Here is a 20,091-nt window from a genome sequence, read left to right as displayed (position 1 = left end):
TCTTTGGGAGAAAAATGATGGAGACGGTAGAGAAAAAGAGTATTGCAGGGCAACAAACTGCTATACAAACAGATTTTTCAACACGTAATGCCCTTGCTCGTATCATTCGCTGTCTTTTTGCAGAAAAATTATTGGATGATAATAAACTGCAAGTTTTCAATGATGAAAATAACGTTAAGTACCCGCTTTCTGATGGGATACATATCCTTCAATTTAATCAAACGACCGTTTTTCCTGCAAATACCGTTATTAATCGCGGTGATATTATCCTTAAATCAATGGATGGCCACCACCGAATGGTGCAATCCCATGAAGAACTTATGGGGATACTGAAAAACGAACTTAGTTTCACCCCTACAACGGAGGGAATGACAAAATTCAATAAAGATGTAGCAAACAGTATCCATAATGATCGATTAGCTAGAGCACATCGGTCAAAGTGGCGGGATACGATTTCTAATGAGATGGCACAAGAGGGAACATCTTGTTTTATTGAATGGATAACACGTCATTACAGTCGGCGTGATGGTGCAACTTTTCTCGATCAGTGGGGCGCTCTTGAAGGTCATTCTTATTACCCAACTTGGAAGTCTAGACCCGGTTTAAGCGATGATGATATTGTCGCACTATCAGCTGAATTTGGTGCACGAGTTAATCTGCGCATCGCAGCCATACAAACCGATATGGTTTATTGTGAGAAGATGCCCCATATTCAGGATATCCATCAATGGTTTTCATCGGCTTTTCCAACCGTTTGGAATAAATGGTGTGAGTGGCTTACAAGTCAACATCAAAACCCACAAAAATGGTTACCTATTCCTCTGCATCCTTGGCATCTTGAACACTGGATCATTGAGCATTTCTCAAAAGAAATAGATGAAGGCATTCTTCTACCATTAGGCCCTCAACTTGAGACCGCGGCATCCATGTCGTTTAGAACCATGCTTCCTACCGCATCTAAATCACCTTTTATCAAATTACCTGTTGCTATCTGGATGACTAGCGAAATGCGCAGCCTTCAAGCCAAATCTATTCATATGGGGCCACGTATTAGTACGATTATTGAGGATATTTTGCGGGTGGATAAGGATTTTGATGGCAAGCTGGACTTTTTCCGAGAAGAAGTGGCGTGGCATTTTCGTCATAACGTGCGTATGGATGACGCTGAAGGTAAGTTTCTCTCGGTTGTATTTCGTGATACGCAAGCATGGGAAAGAAACGATAATTTAATCGCTATCACAGTTGCATCATTATTTACTGAGCTCCCACATAAACCCCAACCCCTTATTAGCGAGCTGATCGCATTATCAGGCGACTTACCTGAAACATGGTTTCGTAATTATACCAAAGTCATACTGAAACCCGTTTTAGCGATGTATTTAATTTATGGCATTGCCCTTGAGGCACACCAACAAAATACGCAAGTTTTATTTGATGATTCCGGTCGTGCGGTCACCATGCTTATTCGTGATTTTGGTGATGGACGCAGTTGGGCTCCAGCACTGCGTCAGCAAGGATATGAGCTTCAACCTTATATCTGGCCCGGCATTTTACCCACGGTGTTTGAAGATGATATTGAACCTGTCAGAACCTTCGTTGTAGATGCTTGTCTTGTCAGCCATTTACATGAAATTGCGCTTTGTTTAACTCAACTTTATGACATCCCTGATACCCGCATATGGACTGTGATCGGCGAAGAGCTTGAACTTGTGTTTAAAGCACTTCAACCCAGAGTAGAGGCGGATTTTTGGCACAAAGAGCGTGAACATTTTCTCCACCACCCTTGGTATACCCGCTCATTAATGAGCATGCATTTACAGCAATATACTGATTACCGTCTTCAGCATGGACTTAACAATCCGTTAGCTGGTGAACAAGTAGATAACTCTAAGATCTGAGAGAATAATAATGATCACAAACAAACATTTTTTAGCATTGACTATTGCAGCAAGTTTAATTCCTGATTTCGTCAGCGCGGAAGAGAGAATTATTGTTAACGCAGAGCGCGTTAACCCCCAAACTAAAGGTAGGTTATCACAACAAGCCAACATAGGTTTATTGGGAAATAAAGATATCCAAGATATTCCATTTAGTATTAAGGGATATACCTCGAAATATATTGAGCAACGACAGGCTAAAACACTTGGCGATGTAATAAAAGATGATCCATCCGTTCAAGTGACATCTCCGTCAGGTGGTATTCTTGATTCCTTTATGATCCGAGGATTCCCTATCGGGGAAGGCAATATTGGTGAAGTTGCCCTCAATGGTGTTTATGGTGTAGCGCCAAATTATCAGTTATTACCTCAATATTTAGAGCGAATAGAATTACTAAAAGGGCCTGGGGCGGGGCTTTATGGTATCTCCCCCAATGGCGGGGTTGGCGGTGTTGTTAACGCGGTGACGAAAAGACCTACTCGTCAGGGAACTAAACAGATTACTACCACTTGGGGATCTGATAATCAACTTGGTGCCTATATAGATGTAGGTAAATTGTGGGTAACCCCAGACGGTGAAATGTGGGGCGTCCGATTTAATGGTGGTGGTAGTGGTGGAGATCTGGCGCTTGATAATACTCATAAAAAAACGGCATTAGGTGCACTCGCTCTTGACTATGGAAAAGATGGATTCACCGTTTCAGTTGATTTATTCGATCAATATCAATATGTCAAATCACCTAATCGTCCTTTTATTGTCTTAGCGGGTATCGATGTTCCTAAGGCCCCTAATGGTCGACGCAATATTGCCCAAAAAGGGATGTGGTGGAACACCCGCGATCAGGGCGTATTACTGCACAGTTCATACGAGCTTAACGATAATCTAACACTCTTCATGAATGCCGGTGGTGGTCGTTCAATCGTTTCACGTATCTCTGAGCAAACCCCAAAGATTATTAACGACAATGGAGATGTTGAATCGGCAATCACTAATTATCGCTTTAATGTACATCGTTATATTTTTGAAACCGGTGTCAGAAGTTATTTTTCAACGGGCGCTATTGATCATCAGATGACATTACAGGCCAGCTATTATCATGACCGTCTTGCTGTTGCGGGTAATGTAGGAAAACAAAAGGTGATTTCTAATATTTATTCACCATCAGAAGTCGATGTTACCCTACCATCGTCTCCAGCAAGCGTTCCCAAAGTATCTTCTAGTCAATTAACTAGCTTTGCCGTTTCGGACATCATGACCATATTGAATGGCAGTGTGGATATTATCCCCGGGATACGTTTGCAAAGAGTGCAAGCCGATAACTTTATGGCTAATGGACAGCGTTCGGCCAGTTATGATGAATCAGCGGTGACGCCAATGTTGGGGCTGGTTTACCATCCTTTAGAGTCTGTTTCGCTCTATGCCAACTATATTGAAGGGTTAAGCAAAGGCGATATAGCCCCGAGTTTTGCAAAAAATGCCGGCCAAGTGATGCGTCCTTATCGCTCGCGACAGTACGAAGTTGGGGTTAAGTATGATAACGCGGGAATACAAAGCAGTTTGGCTGTTTTCCAGATAACCAAGCCTAGTGGTGCTATCGACAGCACTGATAATATATTTAATGCTAATAGTGAGCAGCGAAATCGTGGCGTTGAAGTTAACCTTTCAGCGCAGGTGCTGGATAATTTACAAATCTCAGGCAATCTTTCTCTTATTGATGCCAAACTTATCAAATCGCCTAAATCTGATATCCGTGGTAACAAACCCGTTGGCGTTTCTCCTCTACAAGCAAATGTGGGAGTGGAATATGACCTTCCTATTTTGCATGGATTGTCATTAAACAGTTATGTCAATTATAGCGCAAAGCAATATGTCAATCAGGCAAATACACAGTCTATCAATTCTTGGACAACGGTAGATATGGGAGCCTCCTATAAAACACGTGTGTATGGTGCGCCTACCACTTTCCGTTTTGATGTACAGAATCTATTTAATCACCATTACTGGTCTGGTGTCGCGTCATATACCACTATTGCACAGGGAGCACCACGTACTTTCCTTGCCTCGGTAAGTGTTGATTTCTAAGAGGGTTCCATATGTCTTCGTTGTTAAATACTTATTACCGAGCAAATGAATCTTGGCAGATCGCTATAACTCAAGTATTACCCCCTTATATCGATCCGGTTATTATCCGTTGGTTGGAGACATCCCCTGATACCCTTGTTCATTTAACACAGATATATGGTTCACCCCTTAATATTGTCTGGCCTCATACCGTGGAGCAGAACGTTAATGCCATGGTCGAAGTCGCCAAAACATTTGGTATACAAACCAATTTGTATTATGGGGTTAAAGTCAATAAATCACAGTCATTATTACAAGCCGCTGTTGCTGCGGGAACTGGGGCGGATGTATCTAGCCTATATGAACTCAATGATGCTATTTGTGCGGGATGTAAAGGTACAGAGTTGTGTGCCACAGGCCCTGCAAAAACAACGGCGTTTTTACAGGCGTTAATAGTGCAAGGGGCACGGATTGTTATTGATTCTATTGAGGAAATGGACGAGCTTATCCACCTTGCTACAAGGTGGATAAGTCCATCAGGACGTATAAGTATATTGCTGCGTTTTCGTCCTGAGTCTAATCATATCAGTCGTTTTGGTATGTCATCCGCTGAGATCATGACAGCACTTGAGAAACTTAATTATAGTGACCAAGTAAAGGTTGATGGATTCCATTTCCATCTTAGTGGTTACTCTTCGGTATCTAGGATCAAGGCTTTTTTTGATACCTTACCCTTGATTAGCTACGCACGTGCTTTGGGTTACTCCCCTTATATTATCGATATTGGGGGAGGGTTACCTGTTCAGTATGTAGACAGTCATTGTTATAAGAAATGGCTCTCTACGCAAACACATAAAGACTATCGTACTCGACGAATTCCTGATTCTTTCTATCCATATGGTGGAGAGATAAATGCCCAAGGCTGGCTCACTGAGTTTCTAACCGGAGTCGATCCCACAGGTAAAAGAGTTTGTGATGCATTAATTGAGGAAGGATTAACACTTTGCCTTGAACCCGGAAGGAGCTTGGTTAATCAAAGTGCGATCAGTGTATTTCGTGTCTGTCGAGTTCGTCCATATGATCATGTCGGACATGTTATTTTTGTCGAAGGAACTAGTTTTAGCGCATGTGAAACGTGGTTTAATTCTGAATTCTTAAGTGATCCTCTCCATATTTATCAAAATAACCATCAGCCACTTTCTTCTGCTGGAAATGCTTGGATTGCGGGCCATAGCTGTTTGGACGACGATGTTATCACCAATCGTTTGATCGCTTTTGCACACCTACCAAAGCCAGGTGATTTACTGATATTTGCTAATACCGCAGGTTACCAAATGGATTTACTGGAAAATCAATTTCATCGGCATCCGTTGCCCACAAGATTAACTGCGGTCATAAACTCACATCAAAAACCTATATTTACCATTGATAATTAAGGACTTTTAATATGGTTTTTAGCAAAGTAACTGATTTAATTGGTAATACTCCTATCATTCAATTACCGCTGCTGCAATCGGATACGCGTCTTTATATCAAAGTGGAGAAAAATAATCCCGGAGGCAGTATGAAAGATCGCATGGCGAGAAATATGGTTGTTGCGGCACTGAAATCTGGAAAGATCAAGCCTGGTAGTACAATTGTGGAGTCGTCATCAGGAAATACTGGCATTGGGTTGGCAATCGCTGCTATCGAATTTGGGCTTCGATTTATCGCGGTGGTCGATCACCATGCTGCCCAAGATAAAATTGCTATCATGCGCGCTTTGGGTGCTGAGATCCGCTACGTTAAAGGCGACTATGGTGAAAATGAAGTTGCTGTTGTGGAACGCCAACGTATGGCGGCTGAAATCGCCAATGAAATTCCCGGCGCTATCTTTATGAATCAATCAGATAATGCAGCCAATGCGGGAGGATATGCAGATCTGGTACGTGAACTTATTAGTCAGATAGGCAAAATTGATGCGTGGGTTGGATGTGTAGGTACGGGGGGCTCTATGACAGGGATAGCCCATGGATTAAGGGTTCATAATCCAGAACTTGTAACCATTGCCGTAGAGCCGGAAGGCTCCATCGTATTCGGAAAACCCGGTAAACCATACTATCAATCAGGTACAGGCACCCCACAAGGCGATACAGTGGGGTTAGTGTTGGATTACAGTTGTATTGATTATGGCGAACAAGTCTCTGATGTATGTGCTTTTGAAACGGCTCGTTACCTTGCTCGTCGTTTTGGTTTACTGGTTGGTGGCTCTACAGGGGGAGTGGTATATAAAGCGCTGGAGTTGATTAATAACAGTACAATTTGCGGAAATGTTGCACTTGCTATGGCCGATGGTGGTGAAAAATATCTGCAGACGATTTTTAATGACACATGGCTTAAAGAGCGAAATCTAATATCGGAGTCAGTCTGGGAACAACTTGATAATTGGTTTTCTTTGCCAACTTGTTTGGGGGATAGCAGATGATCCCAAATGAGAAATTGAGAGTAACACTATGTGGAGCCGGTCGTACAGGGCATCTTGCGGCAATTTTATTTAGCTTAAATCCTGCGATTGACGTCACTCTTTACAGCAGTCGCTCAGAAACTGTGACAGCATATAAAGAAAATGATCATCAACTTCAGGCGGTGATGCCTGATGGTCAAGTTATTAAAACCGGTTCGGTTAGGATGACAGAAGCCATTGATGAGGCGTGCTCTAAGGCAGATATCATCATTATTACGACACCAAGTCATGTACGTGAAAGTTTACTTCAACGTATGGCGCCAATACTGCCGAAACATAAAAACATCTTTGTGGGCGCCATTCCCGGTTTTGCTGGCTTTGACTGGCTGGCTGAAAAAACGTTAGGCGATGCACCCAATATTGTTATATGGGGAATGAAAGATGTTCCCCATATTGCATTTGATCTGCAACCGGGAAAAAGTGTCAGAATGGGGGGCGGAAAATCACAACTCTATGTAGCTGTGCATGGAAGAGAAAAACCGCAATATGCCAATCTTCTTCTCAATTACCTCAAACAACTTTATGACTCACCTATTACGCTACTGACCGATTATCTAGAAATTACCCTAACGCCAGGAAATCCTATTATGCACAGCTCTGTTATCTATGGCCTTATCGGTCCATGGGGACAGTGGCACAATAGGCCTTTTGAGAGCATTCCATGTTGGTGGGACGATTGCCCTGAGTTGGGGGCCTATTTTCTTGCCCGCTGTGATAGGGAGAATCAAGCGTTATGTAATAAAGCAGAAATTGTATTGGGGATTAATCTCAGTTCCGTGCAACCATTACAGCAGGAAATAGTAGCCGCATATGCGGACTCAATTGCTGATCCGCGAACATTACTCAGTGTGTTACGAACGAATAAGGCCTATCAGGGTATTCCTTTACCTCTTATTTCTACAACCCAATCCCATGGTTATATTTTTGACAAACAACATCGAGTTTTTCAGGAAGACATTGCCTATGGACTAGCGCTTCTTGTTGCTCTTGGGGAACGTCTTCGAGTACCAACACCCTATATAAGAGAAATATATGATTGGTGTTGTGGTTATATGGGAGGAAATCTGCCTCACCCTCAGATCCCAATGGATTGGCCAATAATAAGGGTGAAATAGTATGCGTGTTACCGGCAGTGTCATTTTTATTGTCCAGTTTTTATTTATCGTACAGCTACTCTCAATGGGAGCCATGGAAATGAGTGGCCCTTTTTGGCCGCTTCATCTCGAAAGCATGGCGTCGACAGAGCTACTGAGTATCGTGGGAACCGGCGTGTATATCGCACCTATGTTGGGCGTTATGCTAACCAGTACCTTTTGGGGACGAATAGGCGATAAAACTGGCAATAAAGTGATGATGATCCGTGCACTGATGGGGCTTGCATTAACGCAATTGGGGCTCGCTTTTGCCAATGATGTCTGGGTAATACTGCTACTACGCTTTTTACAGGGAACTTGTGCGGGGTATATTGCACCTGCTCAAGCTTATGGTATTGCCATGATCCCCATAGCACAACGTACTCGGCTTTTGGCATGGTTACAAGTATCTACCAATGCAGGATCGTTAGCTGGTGCCATTGCTGGTGGGGCCATCCTCGATTTACTGAGTTTCTTTTGGATAAACTTCGGGGCATTTATCATTTGTACGTTATGTGCACTACTGGTTTTTTTCATATTACCGAATGATTTACCGCGCCACGCTTCATCCAATTGCGTCACTTCCTCAACAAATAAAGCAAAAGCGATATCATCAATTAACCACAGCGTCATTGTTGGCTTACTTACCGTACTGGGTTTGTTATTAATGAGCCGCATGATCACACAAACCCCTTTTTCTCTTTATGTCAGTAGCGTATTTAATGCCCCTAACTGGTTAACAGGGGTCGCTTACGGATTGCAGGCTACAGGTGTGATTGTCTCAGCCTCCCTCTGGGCAAGATGGTTTGAAGCACACAACATATCTCATGCACTCTATCGAATGGTGGGGATCATTGCGGGATGTTTTATTGTGACCTTACTGCTAGCAGCAGTAAGAGAAATAAGCTGGTTTATCGGACTTTATTTTTTGTGGGGCATTCTTCTTGGGGCAACAACGCCAGTATTAACCGCATTAATATCTCGCTCAACCGCTGAAAGTAAACAGGGTTATATTTTGGGACTGGTGCAAAGTATTAGCCAGTTTGCCTCTATGGTTGGCATTGCACTGGGGGGCGGAATACTTGTTTGGCCTGGGTTGACCACGTTGTTTTTGTGTGTGGCGGTGATGTATTGCATTACTTTAATTATTACGCTGAAAATGAGTTACTCTTCAAAAAACACTAACCAAAAATAGGTTATTAATCATGATATTACGATTTATATTTTCTATTGTATTGTTGTATTCATCAATGGCTTACTCACAGCAAGTTGTAACACCTGTTACTGACCTACTTGGCAGAACCGTGAATGTCAAATTACCGGTACAGCGCGTCATTTTGGGGGAAGGACGACAGCTTTATTTAGTGGCTATGTTTGATAAAGAAAATCCAGCACAAAGGATAGTCGCTTGGCGAAAAGATTTAATACAGTCCGATCCGGCCACATGGCAACAGTACCGACAACAATTTCCACAGTTGGCAAAAATCCCTACCTTTGGTGGCAGCGAACAAGGAACGTTTGATATAGAGCAGGCGATTAATCTGCAACCTGATGTCATCATCATGAATATGGACGCACGCAATACTATTGTTGATGCTGGACACGAAGCTGCACTAGCCCGAGCGGGTATTCCCATTGTTTATGTCGACTTTCGCTATGATCCTATTGCACACATTCCTCCAACAGTGACGTTATTTGGTAAATTATTTGGCCAACCAGATCGCGCAGAAGCTTATTTAACATTCCGTGATAAAGAGTTACAACGAGTGACATCTCGAGTTGAACAATTACAGGGGGCATTGCCAAAAGTATTTTTAGAGCGTCTTGGGGGTTATTCAGAAGAGTGCTGTATGACCTTTGGTAAAGGGAGTTTTGGCCGTTTTGTTAAAATAGCGGGGGGGGATAATATTGCCGACAATCTTGCTCCGGGAACCTTTTTTACGCTAAATCCAGAAAAAGTGGTTGTTGCAAATCCCGATATTGTGATTATTACCAGCGGCAATTTTCAGGCATTTGTGCCGGGTGGAAAGTGGATCCCACTTGGGCCGGGGATTAATATTCAACAATCAAAACACCGACTCGCATGGTTTACGACTCGCCCTGCTTATGTTGATAGTAACGCTCGCCGTCGTGGCGCATTTTTTGCTATTTGGCATCAGTTTTATAATAGTCCCTATGATGTTATTGCTATCCAGCAGCTAGCTAAGTGGATACATCCCCAATTATTTGCTGATCTTGATCCTGATGACACATTCCGTCGTTTACATCAAGAATTTCTACCCATCTCATATCAGCCGGGATATATGATTGATTTGGAAAAAGAGGGGAGGTAAATATGGAGTATGATGTCGTGTTATATCCCATTGCCTTGCTCCGTCCTTCAGAAGAAGTCAACATGGCTCATGTTGAAGCTTTAACTAAGGAAATAGTCCGTTGCCAAAGATGGACAACACCTATACCCATTGAAAAAGAGACCGGAATTATTATGGACGGTAATCATAGGTATCAAGTCGCTCATCATCTTGCTCTCACTTATATTCCTTGTGTGTTGCTTGATTACACTGATACACGCATAACTGTGTATGATTGGCAGAATGGACGAGCGTTTAGCCCATTAAGAATAAGGGAGCAGATATTAAAGCAAGGTAATATTTTCCCTTATAAAACTACTCGACATCTATTTTCTCCAAGCCTTCCGGCCGTTAATTTTCCGCTTGAACAGTTAGTTGAAAAAATAGCCAGTAATCATCTGAATGTTTTCAAGTTAGGTGTTGGTAGGTGACCATTAACAGCGGGAAAATTAAATAGCTTAGTATTTATTTGATTTGATGGATAAAACAGCAACGTAATTTTAGCTTGATTAGTCATATCAAGCTAAGGTTTAATAAGATACTTCTTAATTGCGCAAATAAAAGTCATTTTTCATTTTTGTTGCGCAACAATGTGGTGGTGTAATGTTATTTCCCGCGTTTATCGTAATAAATGCTGTTTAAATCAAAGAATTATTGATTTTCACTGATTACGATAGCCACCTTTGTGGATTTTTTATATTGCGGTTTTTTGCCCGCATTGAGAGAATCAGCTATCTAGATGCTTTTTATCCGACTTGGAGTAGAAAATGACCACTCGTAAAACCCTTGCAAATGCGATCCGTTTTTTAAGCATGGATGCAGTGCAAAAAGCCAAATCAGGGCACCCTGGTGCACCTATGGGCATGGCTGATATTGCAGAAGTATTATGGCGTGATTTTTTAAATCATAATCCAACTAATCCTCACTGGGCAGATCGTGACCGTTTTGTTTTATCTAACGGCCATGCTTCAATGCTGATTTATAGCTTATTACATCTGTCTGGTTATCAAGTTTCTTTAGATGATCTAAAAAATTTCCGTCAGCTGCATTCTAAAACACCGGGTCACCCAGAATATGGTTATACCCCAGGTGTTGAAACTACCACGGGTCCTTTAGGTCAAGGGATTGCTAACGCAGTAGGTTTTGCGATCGCAGAACGCACATTAGCGGCTCAATTTAACCGTCCTGGTCACGATATCGTAGATCACTACACCTACGCCTTTATGGGTGATGGTTGTATGATGGAAGGTATCTCTCACGAAGTATGCTCTTTAGCAGGTACTTTACAGTTAGGTAAACTGATTGCATTTTACGATGACAATGGCATTTCTATTGATGGTAAAGTACATGGTTGGTTTACTGATAATACTGCTGAACGTTTCGAAGCGTATGGCTGGCATGTTATTAGTGGTATTGATGGTCATGATGCAGCGAGTATTAAAGCTGCGATTGAAACCGCACAACAAATTACTGATAAGCCTTCACTGTTAATTTGCAAAACCACCATTGGTTTTGGTTCTCCTCATAAAGCAGGCACTGCCGATTCTCACGGTTCACCATTAGGTGATGCAGAAATTGCAGAAACTCGTAAAGCTCTGGGCTGGGAGTATGGTCCTTTTGAAATTCCACAAGAGATCTACAAAGAGTGGGATGCTAAAGAAGCTGGTAAAGCAAAAGAAGCTGCGTGGGACGCTAAATTTGCTGAGTATGCAGCACAATTCCCTGAATTAGCAGCTGAATTTAAACGTCGTATGTCTGGCGAATTACCTGCAAATTGGGAAAAAGAGTCAACAGCCTTTATTGAGCAGTTGCAACATAACCCAGCGAGTATTGCTAGCCGTAAAGCATCACAAAATACATTAGAAGCGTTTGGTAAAGTTTTACCTGAGTTTATGGGTGGCTCTGCTGACCTTGCACCAAGTAACTTAACTATGTGGTCTGGCTCTAAAGCATTAAATGAAGATAAAGCCGGTAACTACATCCATTATGGTGTTCGCGAATTCGGTATGTCTGCCATTATGAATGGTATTGCATTACACGGTGGTTTTGTTCCTTACGGCGCTACCTTCCTGATGTTTATGGAATATGCACGTAATGCGGTACGTATGGCTGCACTGATGAAAATCCGCAGTATCTTTGTTTATACCCATGACTCTATCGGTTTAGGTGAAGATGGTCCTACTCACCAACCTGTTGAGCAAATGGCAAGTCTGCGTGTAACACCAAATATGAGTACATGGCGCCCATGTGACCAAGTTGAGTCAGCAGTAGCATGGAAATACGCTGTTGAGCGTAAAGATGGTCCAACTGCGCTCATCTTCTCTCGTCAAAACCTTGCTCAACAGCCACGTACTCCAGAGCAACTGGCTAATATCGAGAAGGGTGGTTATATCCTGAAAGATTGTGACGGTACACCTGAACTTATCTTTATTGCTACGGGTTCTGAAGTTGAATTAGCTGTTAATGCTTACGATCAATTAACAGCAGAAGGCCGTAAAGTCCGTGTGGTTTCAATGCCAGCAACAGATGCATTTGATAAACAAGATGCTGATTATCGTGAAGCAGTATTACCTGCAGCGGTTAAAGCTCGTGTTGCTATTGAAGCGGGTATCGCGGATTACTGGTTTAAATATGTTGGTCTTGATGGTGTGATTGTCGGTATGCATAGCTTCGGTGAATCTGCTCCTGCAAACGAACTGTTTGCTGAGTTTGGTTTTACTGTTGAAAATGTGGTTACACAGGCAAAAACTCTACTTAAATAATCAATAAATGTTAACAAGAGCACATTTTTGGGAATAATTTCTCAGATGTGCTCTTTTTTTATGCTTCCCCCTTTTTTTGCTATTGCGATTTTCTCTCATTTCTCGTAATCTGAATACCAATAAGCTGAACCGTTTCAGTTGTGCTAAAAATGTCGGTGACCGCACATTTTTTAGTTTTACTTGATTTATCGTTGTTGATTAGTCAATTGCTCGATTATTCTAGGCGGTTGCGTAATTACGAGTTATCAAGGAAGTTACATGACAATTAGAGTTGCTATTAACGGTTTTGGTCGAATAGGGCGTAATGTGTTAAGAGCGCTTTATGAATCTGGAAAGCGGGCTGAAATAAGCGTTGTTGCAATAAATGAATTGGCTGATGCGACAGGTATTGCTCATTTGCTTAAATATGACTCAAGCCATGGTCGCTTTGCTTGGGATATTCGTGTTAATAATGACTTATTGCAAGTGGGTGATGATGCAATCCGTCTTTTCCATCATGCCGATATTGCAGACTTACCTTGGGGTGAGTTAGGTATTGATGTGGTACTTGATTGTAGTGGCGTTTATGGATCTCGTGCCGATGGTGAGGCGCATATTGCTCAAGGGGCAAAGAAAGTGCTCTTTTCTCATCCGGGAACGATAGATCTTGATGCTACGGTGGTATTCGGTGTTAATCAACATGAACTGAAAAAACAGCACCGCATCGTCTCTAATGCCTCTTGTACCACAAATTGTATTATCCCGATTATTAAAATGATGGATGATGCTTTTGGTATAGAGTCAGGTACAGTGACGACAATCCATGCTGCGATGAATGATCAACCTGTTATTGATGCATATCATAAAGATTTACGTCGTACACGAGCCGCAGGACAATCGATTATTCCGGTTGATACCAAATTAGCTGCCGGTATTACACGGATTTTCCCGAAATTTAAAGATCATTTCGAGGCAATTTCTGTACGAGTTCCTACAATTAATGTGACAGCAATTGATTTAAGTGTCACGGTAAAAAATGCTGTAAATGTGTTAGATGTCAATAAGTTAATTCAAAAATCAGCAACTGGCGCATTTCGTGGTATAGTGGATTACACAGAATTGCCATTAGTCTCAACAGATTTTAACCACGACCCTCATAGTGCCATTGTTGATGGTACACAAACAAGAGTCAGTGGGCAGCATCTGATTAAAACGTTAGTCTGGTGTGATAATGAATGGGGCTTTGCTAACCGAATGCTTGATACGACGTTAGCTATGGCTGCAACTGGTTTTAAATAATCATGTATTAATGACGGTACTCAGCAATAGCACATTATGTGATAATGCGCGGTACTGAACAGAAGATTACTAAATTTTAGAGAATCAATGAGAGGATTCATCATGTCTGTAATTAAGATGACCGATTTAGACCTGGCCGGTAAACGAGTACTAATTCGTGCTGACCTGAACGTTCCAGTGAAAGATGGAAAAGTAACTTCAGATGCACGTATTCGTGCTTCATTACCGACTATTGAAGCGGCTTTAAAACAAGGCGCTAAAGTTATGGTAACTTCACACTTAGGCCGTCCTACTGAAGGTGAGTACAACGAAGAGTTCTCTTTAAAACCAGTTGTTGACTATCTGAAAGAGAAATTATCTGCACCCGTTAGCCTAGCAAAAGACTATTTAAACGGTGTTGATGTTAATGCAGGTGAATTAGTTGTACTTGAAAACGTTCGTTTTAATAAAGGCGAAAAGAAAGACGACGAAACGCTGTCTAAACAATATGCTGCATTATGTGATGTCTTTGTCATGGATGCATTCGGTACGGCTCACCGTGCTCAAGCGTCAACACACGGTGTTGCTAAGTTTGCGGATATCGCTTGCGCGGGTCCTCTGTTATCAGCAGAGCTTGAAGCATTAGGCAAAGCATTAGATAAACCAGAGCGTCCAATGGTGGCTATCGTTGGTGGCTCTAAAGTATCTACTAAATTAACAGTTTTAGATTCATTATCAAAAATTGCTGACCAATTAATCGTTGGTGGTGGTATTGCTAACACCTTTATCGCAGCAGAAGGTCATTCTGTAGGTCGTTCATTATATGAAGCAGACCTTGTTGACGATGCGAAAAAATTAATGGAAAAATGCGATATTCCAGTACCAACAGATGTCCGTGTTGCGACAGAATTTTCAGAAACAGCGCCAGCTGTACTGAAATCAGCAAATGACATCAAAGATGATGAACAAGTATTAGATATCGGTGATGTGACGGCTGAACGTTTAGCTGAAATCCTGAAAAACGCCAAAACCATTCTGTGGAATGGCCCTGTGGGTGTCTTTGAATTCCCTAACTTCCGTAAAGGTACTGAAGTGATTGCTAAAGCGATTGCTGATAGTGATGCTTTCTCTATCGCTGGCGGTGGTGATACATTAGCGGCTATCGATTTATTTGATATCGCAGATAAAATCTCTTACATTTCAACCGGTGGTGGTGCTTTCTTAGAATTCGTAGAAGGTAAAAAACTTCCTGCGGTTGCTATGCTGGAAGAACGCGCTAAACAGTAATTAAGTCACGCTCATACAGGTAGAGTGTAAAACTCTGCCTGTTCCAAATATAGGATCTTATTACATGTCTAAAGTTTTTGATTTCGTAAAACCGGGTGTCATCACTGGTGATGATGTACAAAAAGTATTTGCAGTAGCAAAAGAAAATAATTTTGCTCTGCCTGCAGTTAACTGCGTAGGTACAGACTCAATTAATGCTGTATTAGAAGCAGCTGCGAAAGTGCGTTCTCCTGTTATTGTTCAATTCTCTAATGGTGGTGCTGCATTTATCGCAGGTAAAGGTCTTAAAGCTGAAGCGCCACAACAAGCGGCTATCCTAGGTGCTATTTCTGGTGCTCACCATGTACACCAAATGGCAGAATACTATGGTGTTCCTGTTATTTTACACACTGACCACTGTGCGAAAAAACTGTTACCTTGGATTGATGGTCTGTTAGATGCAGGTGAAAAACACTATGCGAAAACAGGTAAACCACTATTCTCTTCTCATATGATTGACTTATCAGAAGAGTCATTAGAAGAAAATATTGAAATCTGTTCTAAATATTTAGCGCGTATGGCTAAAATCGATATGACTTTAGAAATCGAATTAGGCTGTACTGGTGGTGAAGAAGATGGCGTTGATAACACAGGTATGGATAGCTCTGCGCTATATACCCAACCTGAAGACGTTGCTTACGCTTATGAAAAACTAAATGCTATCAGCCCACGTTTCACTATCGCTGCATCATTTGGTAATGTTCACGGCGTTTATAAACCAGGTAACGTTCAATTAACACCAAAAATTCTTCGTAACTCACAAGACTATGTGTCAGAGAAATACAATCTGCCACACAATAGCTTAAACTTTGTTTTCCACGGTGGTTCTGGTTCATCTGCAGAAGAAATCAAAGAAGCTGTAAGCTACGGTGTTGTGAAAATGAATATCGATACTGATACTCAATGGGCAACTTGGGACGGTATCTTACAGTTCTACAAAAAGAACGAAGGCTATTTACAAAGCCAATTAGGTAATCCAGAAGGCGCTGATAAACCTAACAAGAAATACTATGATCCACGTAACTGGTTACGTCATGGTCAAACATCAATGGTTGTTCGTTTAGAGCAAGCATTTAAAGAGCTAAATGCGATTGATGTTCTGTAATACAATTTTATTGTAATACACCTAAAAAACCCGCTTAGTATGCGGGTTTTTTTGTTGGTTGTTAGCACTAGATACGATGGTATTGGGCTATTTAGTTTCGGTTATATTTGTCATTAAAGGTTTGGTCTGAAATACACAGATAATAAATTCCTTCAATAAAACCGATAATAGCGGGTATCCCCGTCCAGCAAAAAATGAGATATAAAATCCCCATTCCTACTTTACGAAGATAGAATTTATGTATTCCTAGCCCACCAAGAAAAATAGCTAATAATGCGGCTGCTAGCTTATTTTTATCATTCATTAATATCTGCTCCTATTACCAATCATTGGTTTTTAATTATGAATATTGATTATTAGACAATGCTAAATATTGTCAGTTTCAATTAAAGGTACTATTTATAAGATAGATTAAAACCAGAAAAAAGAAAAAAAGAGAAGATCACTAATCATAAATAATAAAAGATTAAGGTTGTAGAAGATTTAATCGCTAAGCGTTTTTATAAGAGATAAAAAAAGCGCCTTTCTAGGCGCTTTGTCTGTGATAAGCAAAGGTGTTTGCTCATTTACTTAATCATTTTACTCTCTTCTTTCATCATGCGGTTTAGTAAAGGTACTGTTGCCCACATAATCAAGCCAACCACTAAGGTAACGATACCGATTTTGCCAAACACATCAGTATAAATAGGCAGTGTTTGTAGTGGATCGGTAATACCTTCAGGTGGGGCGGTAAAGGTTGCTACATGGCCTCCTAACAGGTAAGCCGTCGCTTGTGTTAAGAACCACATACCTAAAATAAAGCCCATCATATATTGCGGTACGAAAGCGGCAATCATCGCTAAGCCTAATGCACTGATCATCAATTCCCCTAGACTTTGGAAGAGATAAATCAGTACAACAAACCAAGGTGATGTTAAGCCTTGAGCATCAGCAAACCACATACCTGAAGCGGCAGCGGTTAGGAAGCCTAATGAGCATAAAAGCATACCTGTGGTAAATTTTGCCGGCATGGATAAATCTTTGCCTTTCGCGCCAAAATGGCTATAAGCCATTGCTAAGATAGGGCTGGCAATAATGATCCAAAATGGATTTAATGCTTGGAAACTCACCGGGTTAATATCAAAGCCTAACAGGGTATGGTGAACATTATGGATAGCAAAGAAGTTAAGTGAGGTTGGCATCTGAGCGTAGAGAATATAGAAAATAACAGCTTCTAACATCAGAACAAATGCAACATACATTTTATTACGTGCCACTCTGTCTTTTTGTTTAAAGGCTTCACGAAAATAAATGATAACCACAACAATAGACAAGCTGATTAAAACGATGTTAGTAATCATCACATTGTGCAACAACCATGCACAAATAAAGACCATAGCGACAGAGCCTGCAATAACTAATAGCAGTTTGTTGAAATTCATTGGCAGGTGATCTGGTTCAGAACCAATATTCACGACCATTTTACGGCAGAAAAAATAGACCAATATGGCCATTATTAAGCCGATACCACAAATATTATAAGTCAGCGCATAGCCATAGCGATCGGCAAGAACGGGGGCAATAGATAAGGAGATTAATGAACCAACATTAATCGACATATAAAATAGTGTAAATGCACCATCAAGACGGGGATCTTTAGGTTTATAGCATTTAGCTAATAGGCTTGCTGGGTTTGCTTTAAATAAACCGTTACCTACTGCGATAGTGGCTAAAGCATAAAAGATTAAATTAGGATACATAATTGACATGCCGGTCATAAAATAACCGATAGCCAATACGATAGCCCCTAAAACAATGGTTCGTTTGGTGCCTAATAGATGGTCACCAACATAACCACCAATAGAAATAAGCCCATAAACTAATGCGGAGAATGCACCAAAAGTAATAAAAGCTTGTTCTTGAGAGAATCCGAGTTTACTAACAAAATAAACGGCAAGAATACCTTGTACGCCGTAGTAACCAAAACGTTCCCATAATTCCACAAAGAAAATCATAAAGAATGGTTTAGGCTGTTGTAATAAACCGACTTTAGCGGGTTTATCCATATCTTTAATGCCCCTAATTATTATTTATTTTCAACAACGATGCTATTTACTCAAATTCACGATGAATGTTACACCCTGATAACATTATCTGTTGTATTTAGAGTGATGTTTGCAAATTTAAGATGGTGATCAGTAAGTCCGGTAGACTAATATATTGATAGAATGACTTCTCAAAGGTTGATCACACTGTTAGTAAGATTAATACCAGATTGAAAAAAATAGTCATTAATTTATTTTCAATTAAAGCGATTTAATTGATCTTTGGTATAAATAATCACCAAAAAGAGCCTGTTTTGTTTATATTTTAAGCTTAATAAAGCTGATAAAATATAAGCATAAAAATAGAGTGGAAGGGTTATTTATATCGTGACTAATTGATTTTCTAAAGAAAAAGTTTTCTTATAATTTTAATAATTTCTTTTATAACAAACAGATGTTAAAAATAGTTTAATAAAACGCTGATAGCTCTATTTTAGGATAAAGTGAAATAAATATGCATGAAGTGCGGGTAATTATTTAAAATTTAACAAAGGTAATAAAAACGCCTTTATTAATAATGAAGGATTTAAATTGATACCCTCTTCAAAATAATAAAGTGCGTTTTTGTTTTTAATATTAGCTAATTAAGCGGTGGTTGGGACTAATTTATGTTTAACAGGATGGAAGCGACGCTTAAAATAAATTAAGCCATCGCCATCTTCTCGAACCGCAATATTTTTTATCTCTGCCATATAAACAAAGTGAGTACCTACTTGGCGTACATCGTAAATATCACCTTCTAGGCTAGCGAGTGCATTGGTTAATATCGGTTGCTGTAATGCGCCATATTGCCATCCTGGTTGGGTAAAGCGATCAGCCATTGCCAGACCTGTCATACCGGCAAAATGGCAAGCCATCTCTTCTTGTTCATGATTTAAAATATTGATACTTAATTTGCCATTTTCTTGAAACGTACTATTCATTTGGCTTTTACTATTGATGCAAATCATCACTGTCGGTGGAGTATCGGTAACTGAACATACAGCTGTTGCTGTTAAACCACAGCATCCTGCATCACCATTAGTTGCGACAATATTAACGGCAGCACCTAAGCTTGCCATTGCATCCCGAAAAAGTGGGTTAGCCTGTTTTTCATCAGACATTTTTTACTCCTACTGCCAGACTTCTCATCTGTGGGCGTCTTCACTTAAAATAACCATTAGTTAGAAAATCAGAATTTATCTAACTAGTGCCGCTTCACAAAGTTGTAATGATCTTGCTGATTTCTTTGCTGTGTGAATTTAAAGCCGTAACGCTACCTCGCATTAGCCAAGAGATCAATCTTTCTTTGTTACAACCTGTTAACTTTATCTCAAAAAGTCGTGAGACAACCTTATCGCTGGTTGTTATTATTCCTAATAAGTCAAGAAAAGCGATAGGTAAATCAAGTGATTTAGCCTAGTTTGCTGATAAATAACACGAAATGACACATATTATCCTGTTATTTTTTGGGGATATTACGCGGTTTTGTCTGAGAAAAGTACTAAGGTCATCAATTGCTAAAATAGCCTAAAATGTTAGAAATTGAGTCAAGTTTATTTATTTGTTAATATGATTAATTGTAATAAAAA

16 protein-coding genes are annotated in these 20,091 nt (G+C 40.6%); 13 read left to right on the top strand and 3 right to left on the bottom strand.

Annotation, left to right across the window (positions count from 1 at the left end):
• The first annotated feature begins 14 nt into the window (after nucleotides 1–14).
• The 12 genes from AACQ49_RS11300 to fbaA all read left to right on the top strand — a co-directional run bounded on the left by AACQ49_RS11300 (nucleotide 15) and on the right by fbaA (nucleotide 16,436).
• Nucleotides 15–1,898 (top strand): IucA/IucC family protein, encoded by a 1,884-nt coding sequence (locus tag AACQ49_RS11300; protein WP_049202930.1) that lies wholly within the window; start codon nucleotides 15–17, stop codon nucleotides 1,896–1,898.
• A 10-nt stretch (nucleotides 1,899–1,908) separates the two neighbouring features.
• Nucleotides 1,909–4,020, top strand: a complete 2,112-nt coding sequence (locus tag AACQ49_RS11295; RefSeq protein WP_161779049.1) for a TonB-dependent receptor — start codon at nucleotides 1,909–1,911, stop codon at nucleotides 4,018–4,020.
• Nucleotides 4,021–4,031: 11 nt separating this feature from the next.
• Nucleotides 4,032–5,435 carry a Y4yA family PLP-dependent enzyme gene (locus AACQ49_RS11290; RefSeq protein WP_129623296.1) on the top strand — a complete coding sequence of 468 codons (1,404 nt, stop codon included), beginning with the start codon at nucleotides 4,032–4,034 and terminating at the stop codon, nucleotides 5,433–5,435.
• Nucleotides 5,436–5,446: 11 nt separating this feature from the next.
• Nucleotides 5,447–6,463 (top strand): PLP-dependent cysteine synthase family protein, encoded by a 1,017-nt coding sequence (locus AACQ49_RS11285; protein WP_004244961.1) that lies wholly within the window; start codon nucleotides 5,447–5,449, stop codon nucleotides 6,461–6,463.
• A complete protein-coding gene (locus AACQ49_RS11280; RefSeq protein ID WP_129623295.1) occupies nucleotides 6,460–7,617 on the top strand; it encodes an NAD/NADP-dependent octopine/nopaline dehydrogenase family protein in 1,158 nt (385 codons plus the stop codon). Before AACQ49_RS11285 ends, AACQ49_RS11280 begins: the two co-directional genes overlap by 4 nt.
• A 1-nt stretch (nucleotide 7,618) precedes the next feature.
• Nucleotides 7,619–8,830 carry an MFS transporter gene (locus tag AACQ49_RS11275; RefSeq protein ID WP_004252461.1) on the top strand — a complete coding sequence of 404 codons (1,212 nt, stop codon included), beginning with the start codon at nucleotides 7,619–7,621 and terminating at the stop codon, nucleotides 8,828–8,830.
• Nucleotides 8,831–8,840: 10 nt separating this feature from the next.
• On the top strand, nucleotides 8,841–9,968 hold the full coding sequence (locus tag AACQ49_RS11270; RefSeq protein ID WP_004247313.1) for an ABC transporter substrate-binding protein: 1,128 nt from the start codon (nucleotides 8,841–8,843) through the stop codon (nucleotides 9,966–9,968).
• A 2-nt stretch (nucleotides 9,969–9,970) separates the two neighbouring features.
• Nucleotides 9,971–10,417 carry a ParB N-terminal domain-containing protein gene (locus tag AACQ49_RS11265; protein WP_004244957.1) on the top strand — a complete coding sequence of 149 codons (447 nt, stop codon included), beginning with the start codon at nucleotides 9,971–9,973 and terminating at the stop codon, nucleotides 10,415–10,417.
• Nucleotides 10,418–10,753: 336 nt separating this feature from the next.
• Nucleotides 10,754–12,748, top strand: coding sequence for a transketolase (gene tkt / locus AACQ49_RS11260; RefSeq protein ID WP_004244955.1), 1,995 nt, complete (start codon nucleotides 10,754–10,756; stop codon nucleotides 12,746–12,748).
• Nucleotides 12,749–13,006: 258 nt separating this feature from the next.
• Nucleotides 13,007–14,026 carry an erythrose-4-phosphate dehydrogenase gene (gene epd, locus AACQ49_RS11255; RefSeq protein ID WP_004244954.1) on the top strand — a complete coding sequence of 340 codons (1,020 nt, stop codon included), beginning with the start codon at nucleotides 13,007–13,009 and terminating at the stop codon, nucleotides 14,024–14,026.
• A gap of 102 nt (nucleotides 14,027–14,128) precedes the next feature.
• Complete coding sequence (gene pgk, locus AACQ49_RS11250) at nucleotides 14,129–15,292, top strand: phosphoglycerate kinase (protein ID WP_004247314.1); 1,164 nt, start codon at nucleotides 14,129–14,131, stop codon at nucleotides 15,290–15,292.
• A gap of 64 nt (nucleotides 15,293–15,356) precedes the next feature.
• Nucleotides 15,357–16,436, top strand: a complete 1,080-nt coding sequence (gene fbaA, locus AACQ49_RS11245) for a class II fructose-bisphosphate aldolase (RefSeq protein ID WP_004244952.1) — start codon at nucleotides 15,357–15,359, stop codon at nucleotides 16,434–16,436.
• Nucleotides 16,437–16,527: 91 nt separating this feature from the next.
• On the opposite strand, the gene AACQ49_RS11240 is transcribed toward fbaA, so the two are convergent.
• The 3 genes from AACQ49_RS11240 to hpaC form a co-directional block, all read right to left on the bottom strand.
• A complete protein-coding gene (locus AACQ49_RS11240) occupies nucleotides 16,528–16,740 on the bottom strand; it encodes a TM2 domain-containing protein (RefSeq protein WP_004244951.1) in 213 nt (70 codons plus the stop codon).
• A 262-nt stretch (nucleotides 16,741–17,002) separates the two neighbouring features.
• Nucleotides 17,003–18,481: a dipeptide/tripeptide permease DtpB gene (dtpB, locus tag AACQ49_RS11235; RefSeq protein ID WP_161779048.1), complete on the bottom strand. Its 1,479-nt coding sequence runs from the start codon at nucleotides 18,479–18,481 to the stop codon at nucleotides 17,003–17,005.
• Between the two features lie 623 nt (nucleotides 18,482–19,104).
• Nucleotides 19,105–19,623, bottom strand: a complete 519-nt coding sequence (hpaC, locus tag AACQ49_RS11230) for a 4-hydroxyphenylacetate 3-monooxygenase, reductase component (protein WP_004244949.1) — start codon at nucleotides 19,621–19,623, stop codon at nucleotides 19,105–19,107.
• A 107-nt stretch (nucleotides 19,624–19,730) separates the two neighbouring features.
• On the opposite strand from hpaC, the gene AACQ49_RS11225 reads away from it, so the two are divergent.
• The gene (locus AACQ49_RS11225; protein ID WP_041707081.1) at nucleotides 19,731–19,922 is read left to right on the top strand and encodes a hypothetical protein; all 192 of its coding nucleotides are present in this window, start codon (nucleotides 19,731–19,733) and stop codon (nucleotides 19,920–19,922) included.
• Nucleotides 19,923–20,091: the final 169 nt, after the last annotated feature.

Source organism: Proteus sp. G2675 (assembly GCF_963886535.1).
Classification (GTDB): Bacteria; Pseudomonadota; Gammaproteobacteria; order Enterobacterales; family Enterobacteriaceae; genus Proteus; species Proteus mirabilis.
The sequence above is the reverse complement of the archived record's forward strand: the minus strand, read 5'-3'. Positions and strand labels throughout refer to the sequence as shown.

Excerpts from the sequence above, each read along its gene's own strand:
- AACQ49_RS11300 (WP_049202930.1), top strand. The coding sequence starts at position 15 with ATGATGGAGACGGTAGAGAAAAAGAGTATTGCAGGGCAACAAACTGCT.
- AACQ49_RS11295 (WP_161779049.1), top strand. The coding sequence starts at position 1,909 with ATGATCACAAACAAACATTTTTTAGCATTGACTATTGCAGCAAGTTTA.
- AACQ49_RS11290 (WP_129623296.1), top strand. The coding sequence starts at position 4,032 with ATGTCTTCGTTGTTAAATACTTATTACCGAGCAAATGAATCTTGGCAG.
- AACQ49_RS11285 (WP_004244961.1), top strand. The coding sequence starts at position 5,447 with ATGGTTTTTAGCAAAGTAACTGATTTAATTGGTAATACTCCTATCATT.
- AACQ49_RS11280 (WP_129623295.1), top strand. The coding sequence starts at position 6,460 with ATGATCCCAAATGAGAAATTGAGAGTAACACTATGTGGAGCCGGTCGT.
- AACQ49_RS11275 (WP_004252461.1), top strand. The coding sequence starts at position 7,619 with ATGCGTGTTACCGGCAGTGTCATTTTTATTGTCCAGTTTTTATTTATC.
- AACQ49_RS11270 (WP_004247313.1), top strand. The coding sequence starts at position 8,841 with ATGATATTACGATTTATATTTTCTATTGTATTGTTGTATTCATCAATG.
- AACQ49_RS11265 (WP_004244957.1), top strand. The coding sequence starts at position 9,971 with ATGGAGTATGATGTCGTGTTATATCCCATTGCCTTGCTCCGTCCTTCA.
- tkt (WP_004244955.1), top strand. The coding sequence starts at position 10,754 with ATGACCACTCGTAAAACCCTTGCAAATGCGATCCGTTTTTTAAGCATG.
- epd (WP_004244954.1), top strand. The coding sequence starts at position 13,007 with ATGACAATTAGAGTTGCTATTAACGGTTTTGGTCGAATAGGGCGTAAT.
- pgk (WP_004247314.1), top strand. The coding sequence starts at position 14,129 with ATGTCTGTAATTAAGATGACCGATTTAGACCTGGCCGGTAAACGAGTA.
- fbaA (WP_004244952.1), top strand. The coding sequence starts at position 15,357 with ATGTCTAAAGTTTTTGATTTCGTAAAACCGGGTGTCATCACTGGTGAT.
- AACQ49_RS11240 (WP_004244951.1), bottom strand. The coding sequence starts at position 16,740 with ATGAATGATAAAAATAAGCTAGCAGCCGCATTATTAGCTATTTTTCTT.
- dtpB (WP_161779048.1), bottom strand. The coding sequence starts at position 18,481 with ATGGATAAACCCGCTAAAGTCGGTTTATTACAACAGCCTAAACCATTC.
- hpaC (WP_004244949.1), bottom strand. The coding sequence starts at position 19,623 with ATGTCTGATGAAAAACAGGCTAACCCACTTTTTCGGGATGCAATGGCA.
- AACQ49_RS11225 (WP_041707081.1), top strand. The coding sequence starts at position 19,731 with ATGATCTTGCTGATTTCTTTGCTGTGTGAATTTAAAGCCGTAACGCTA.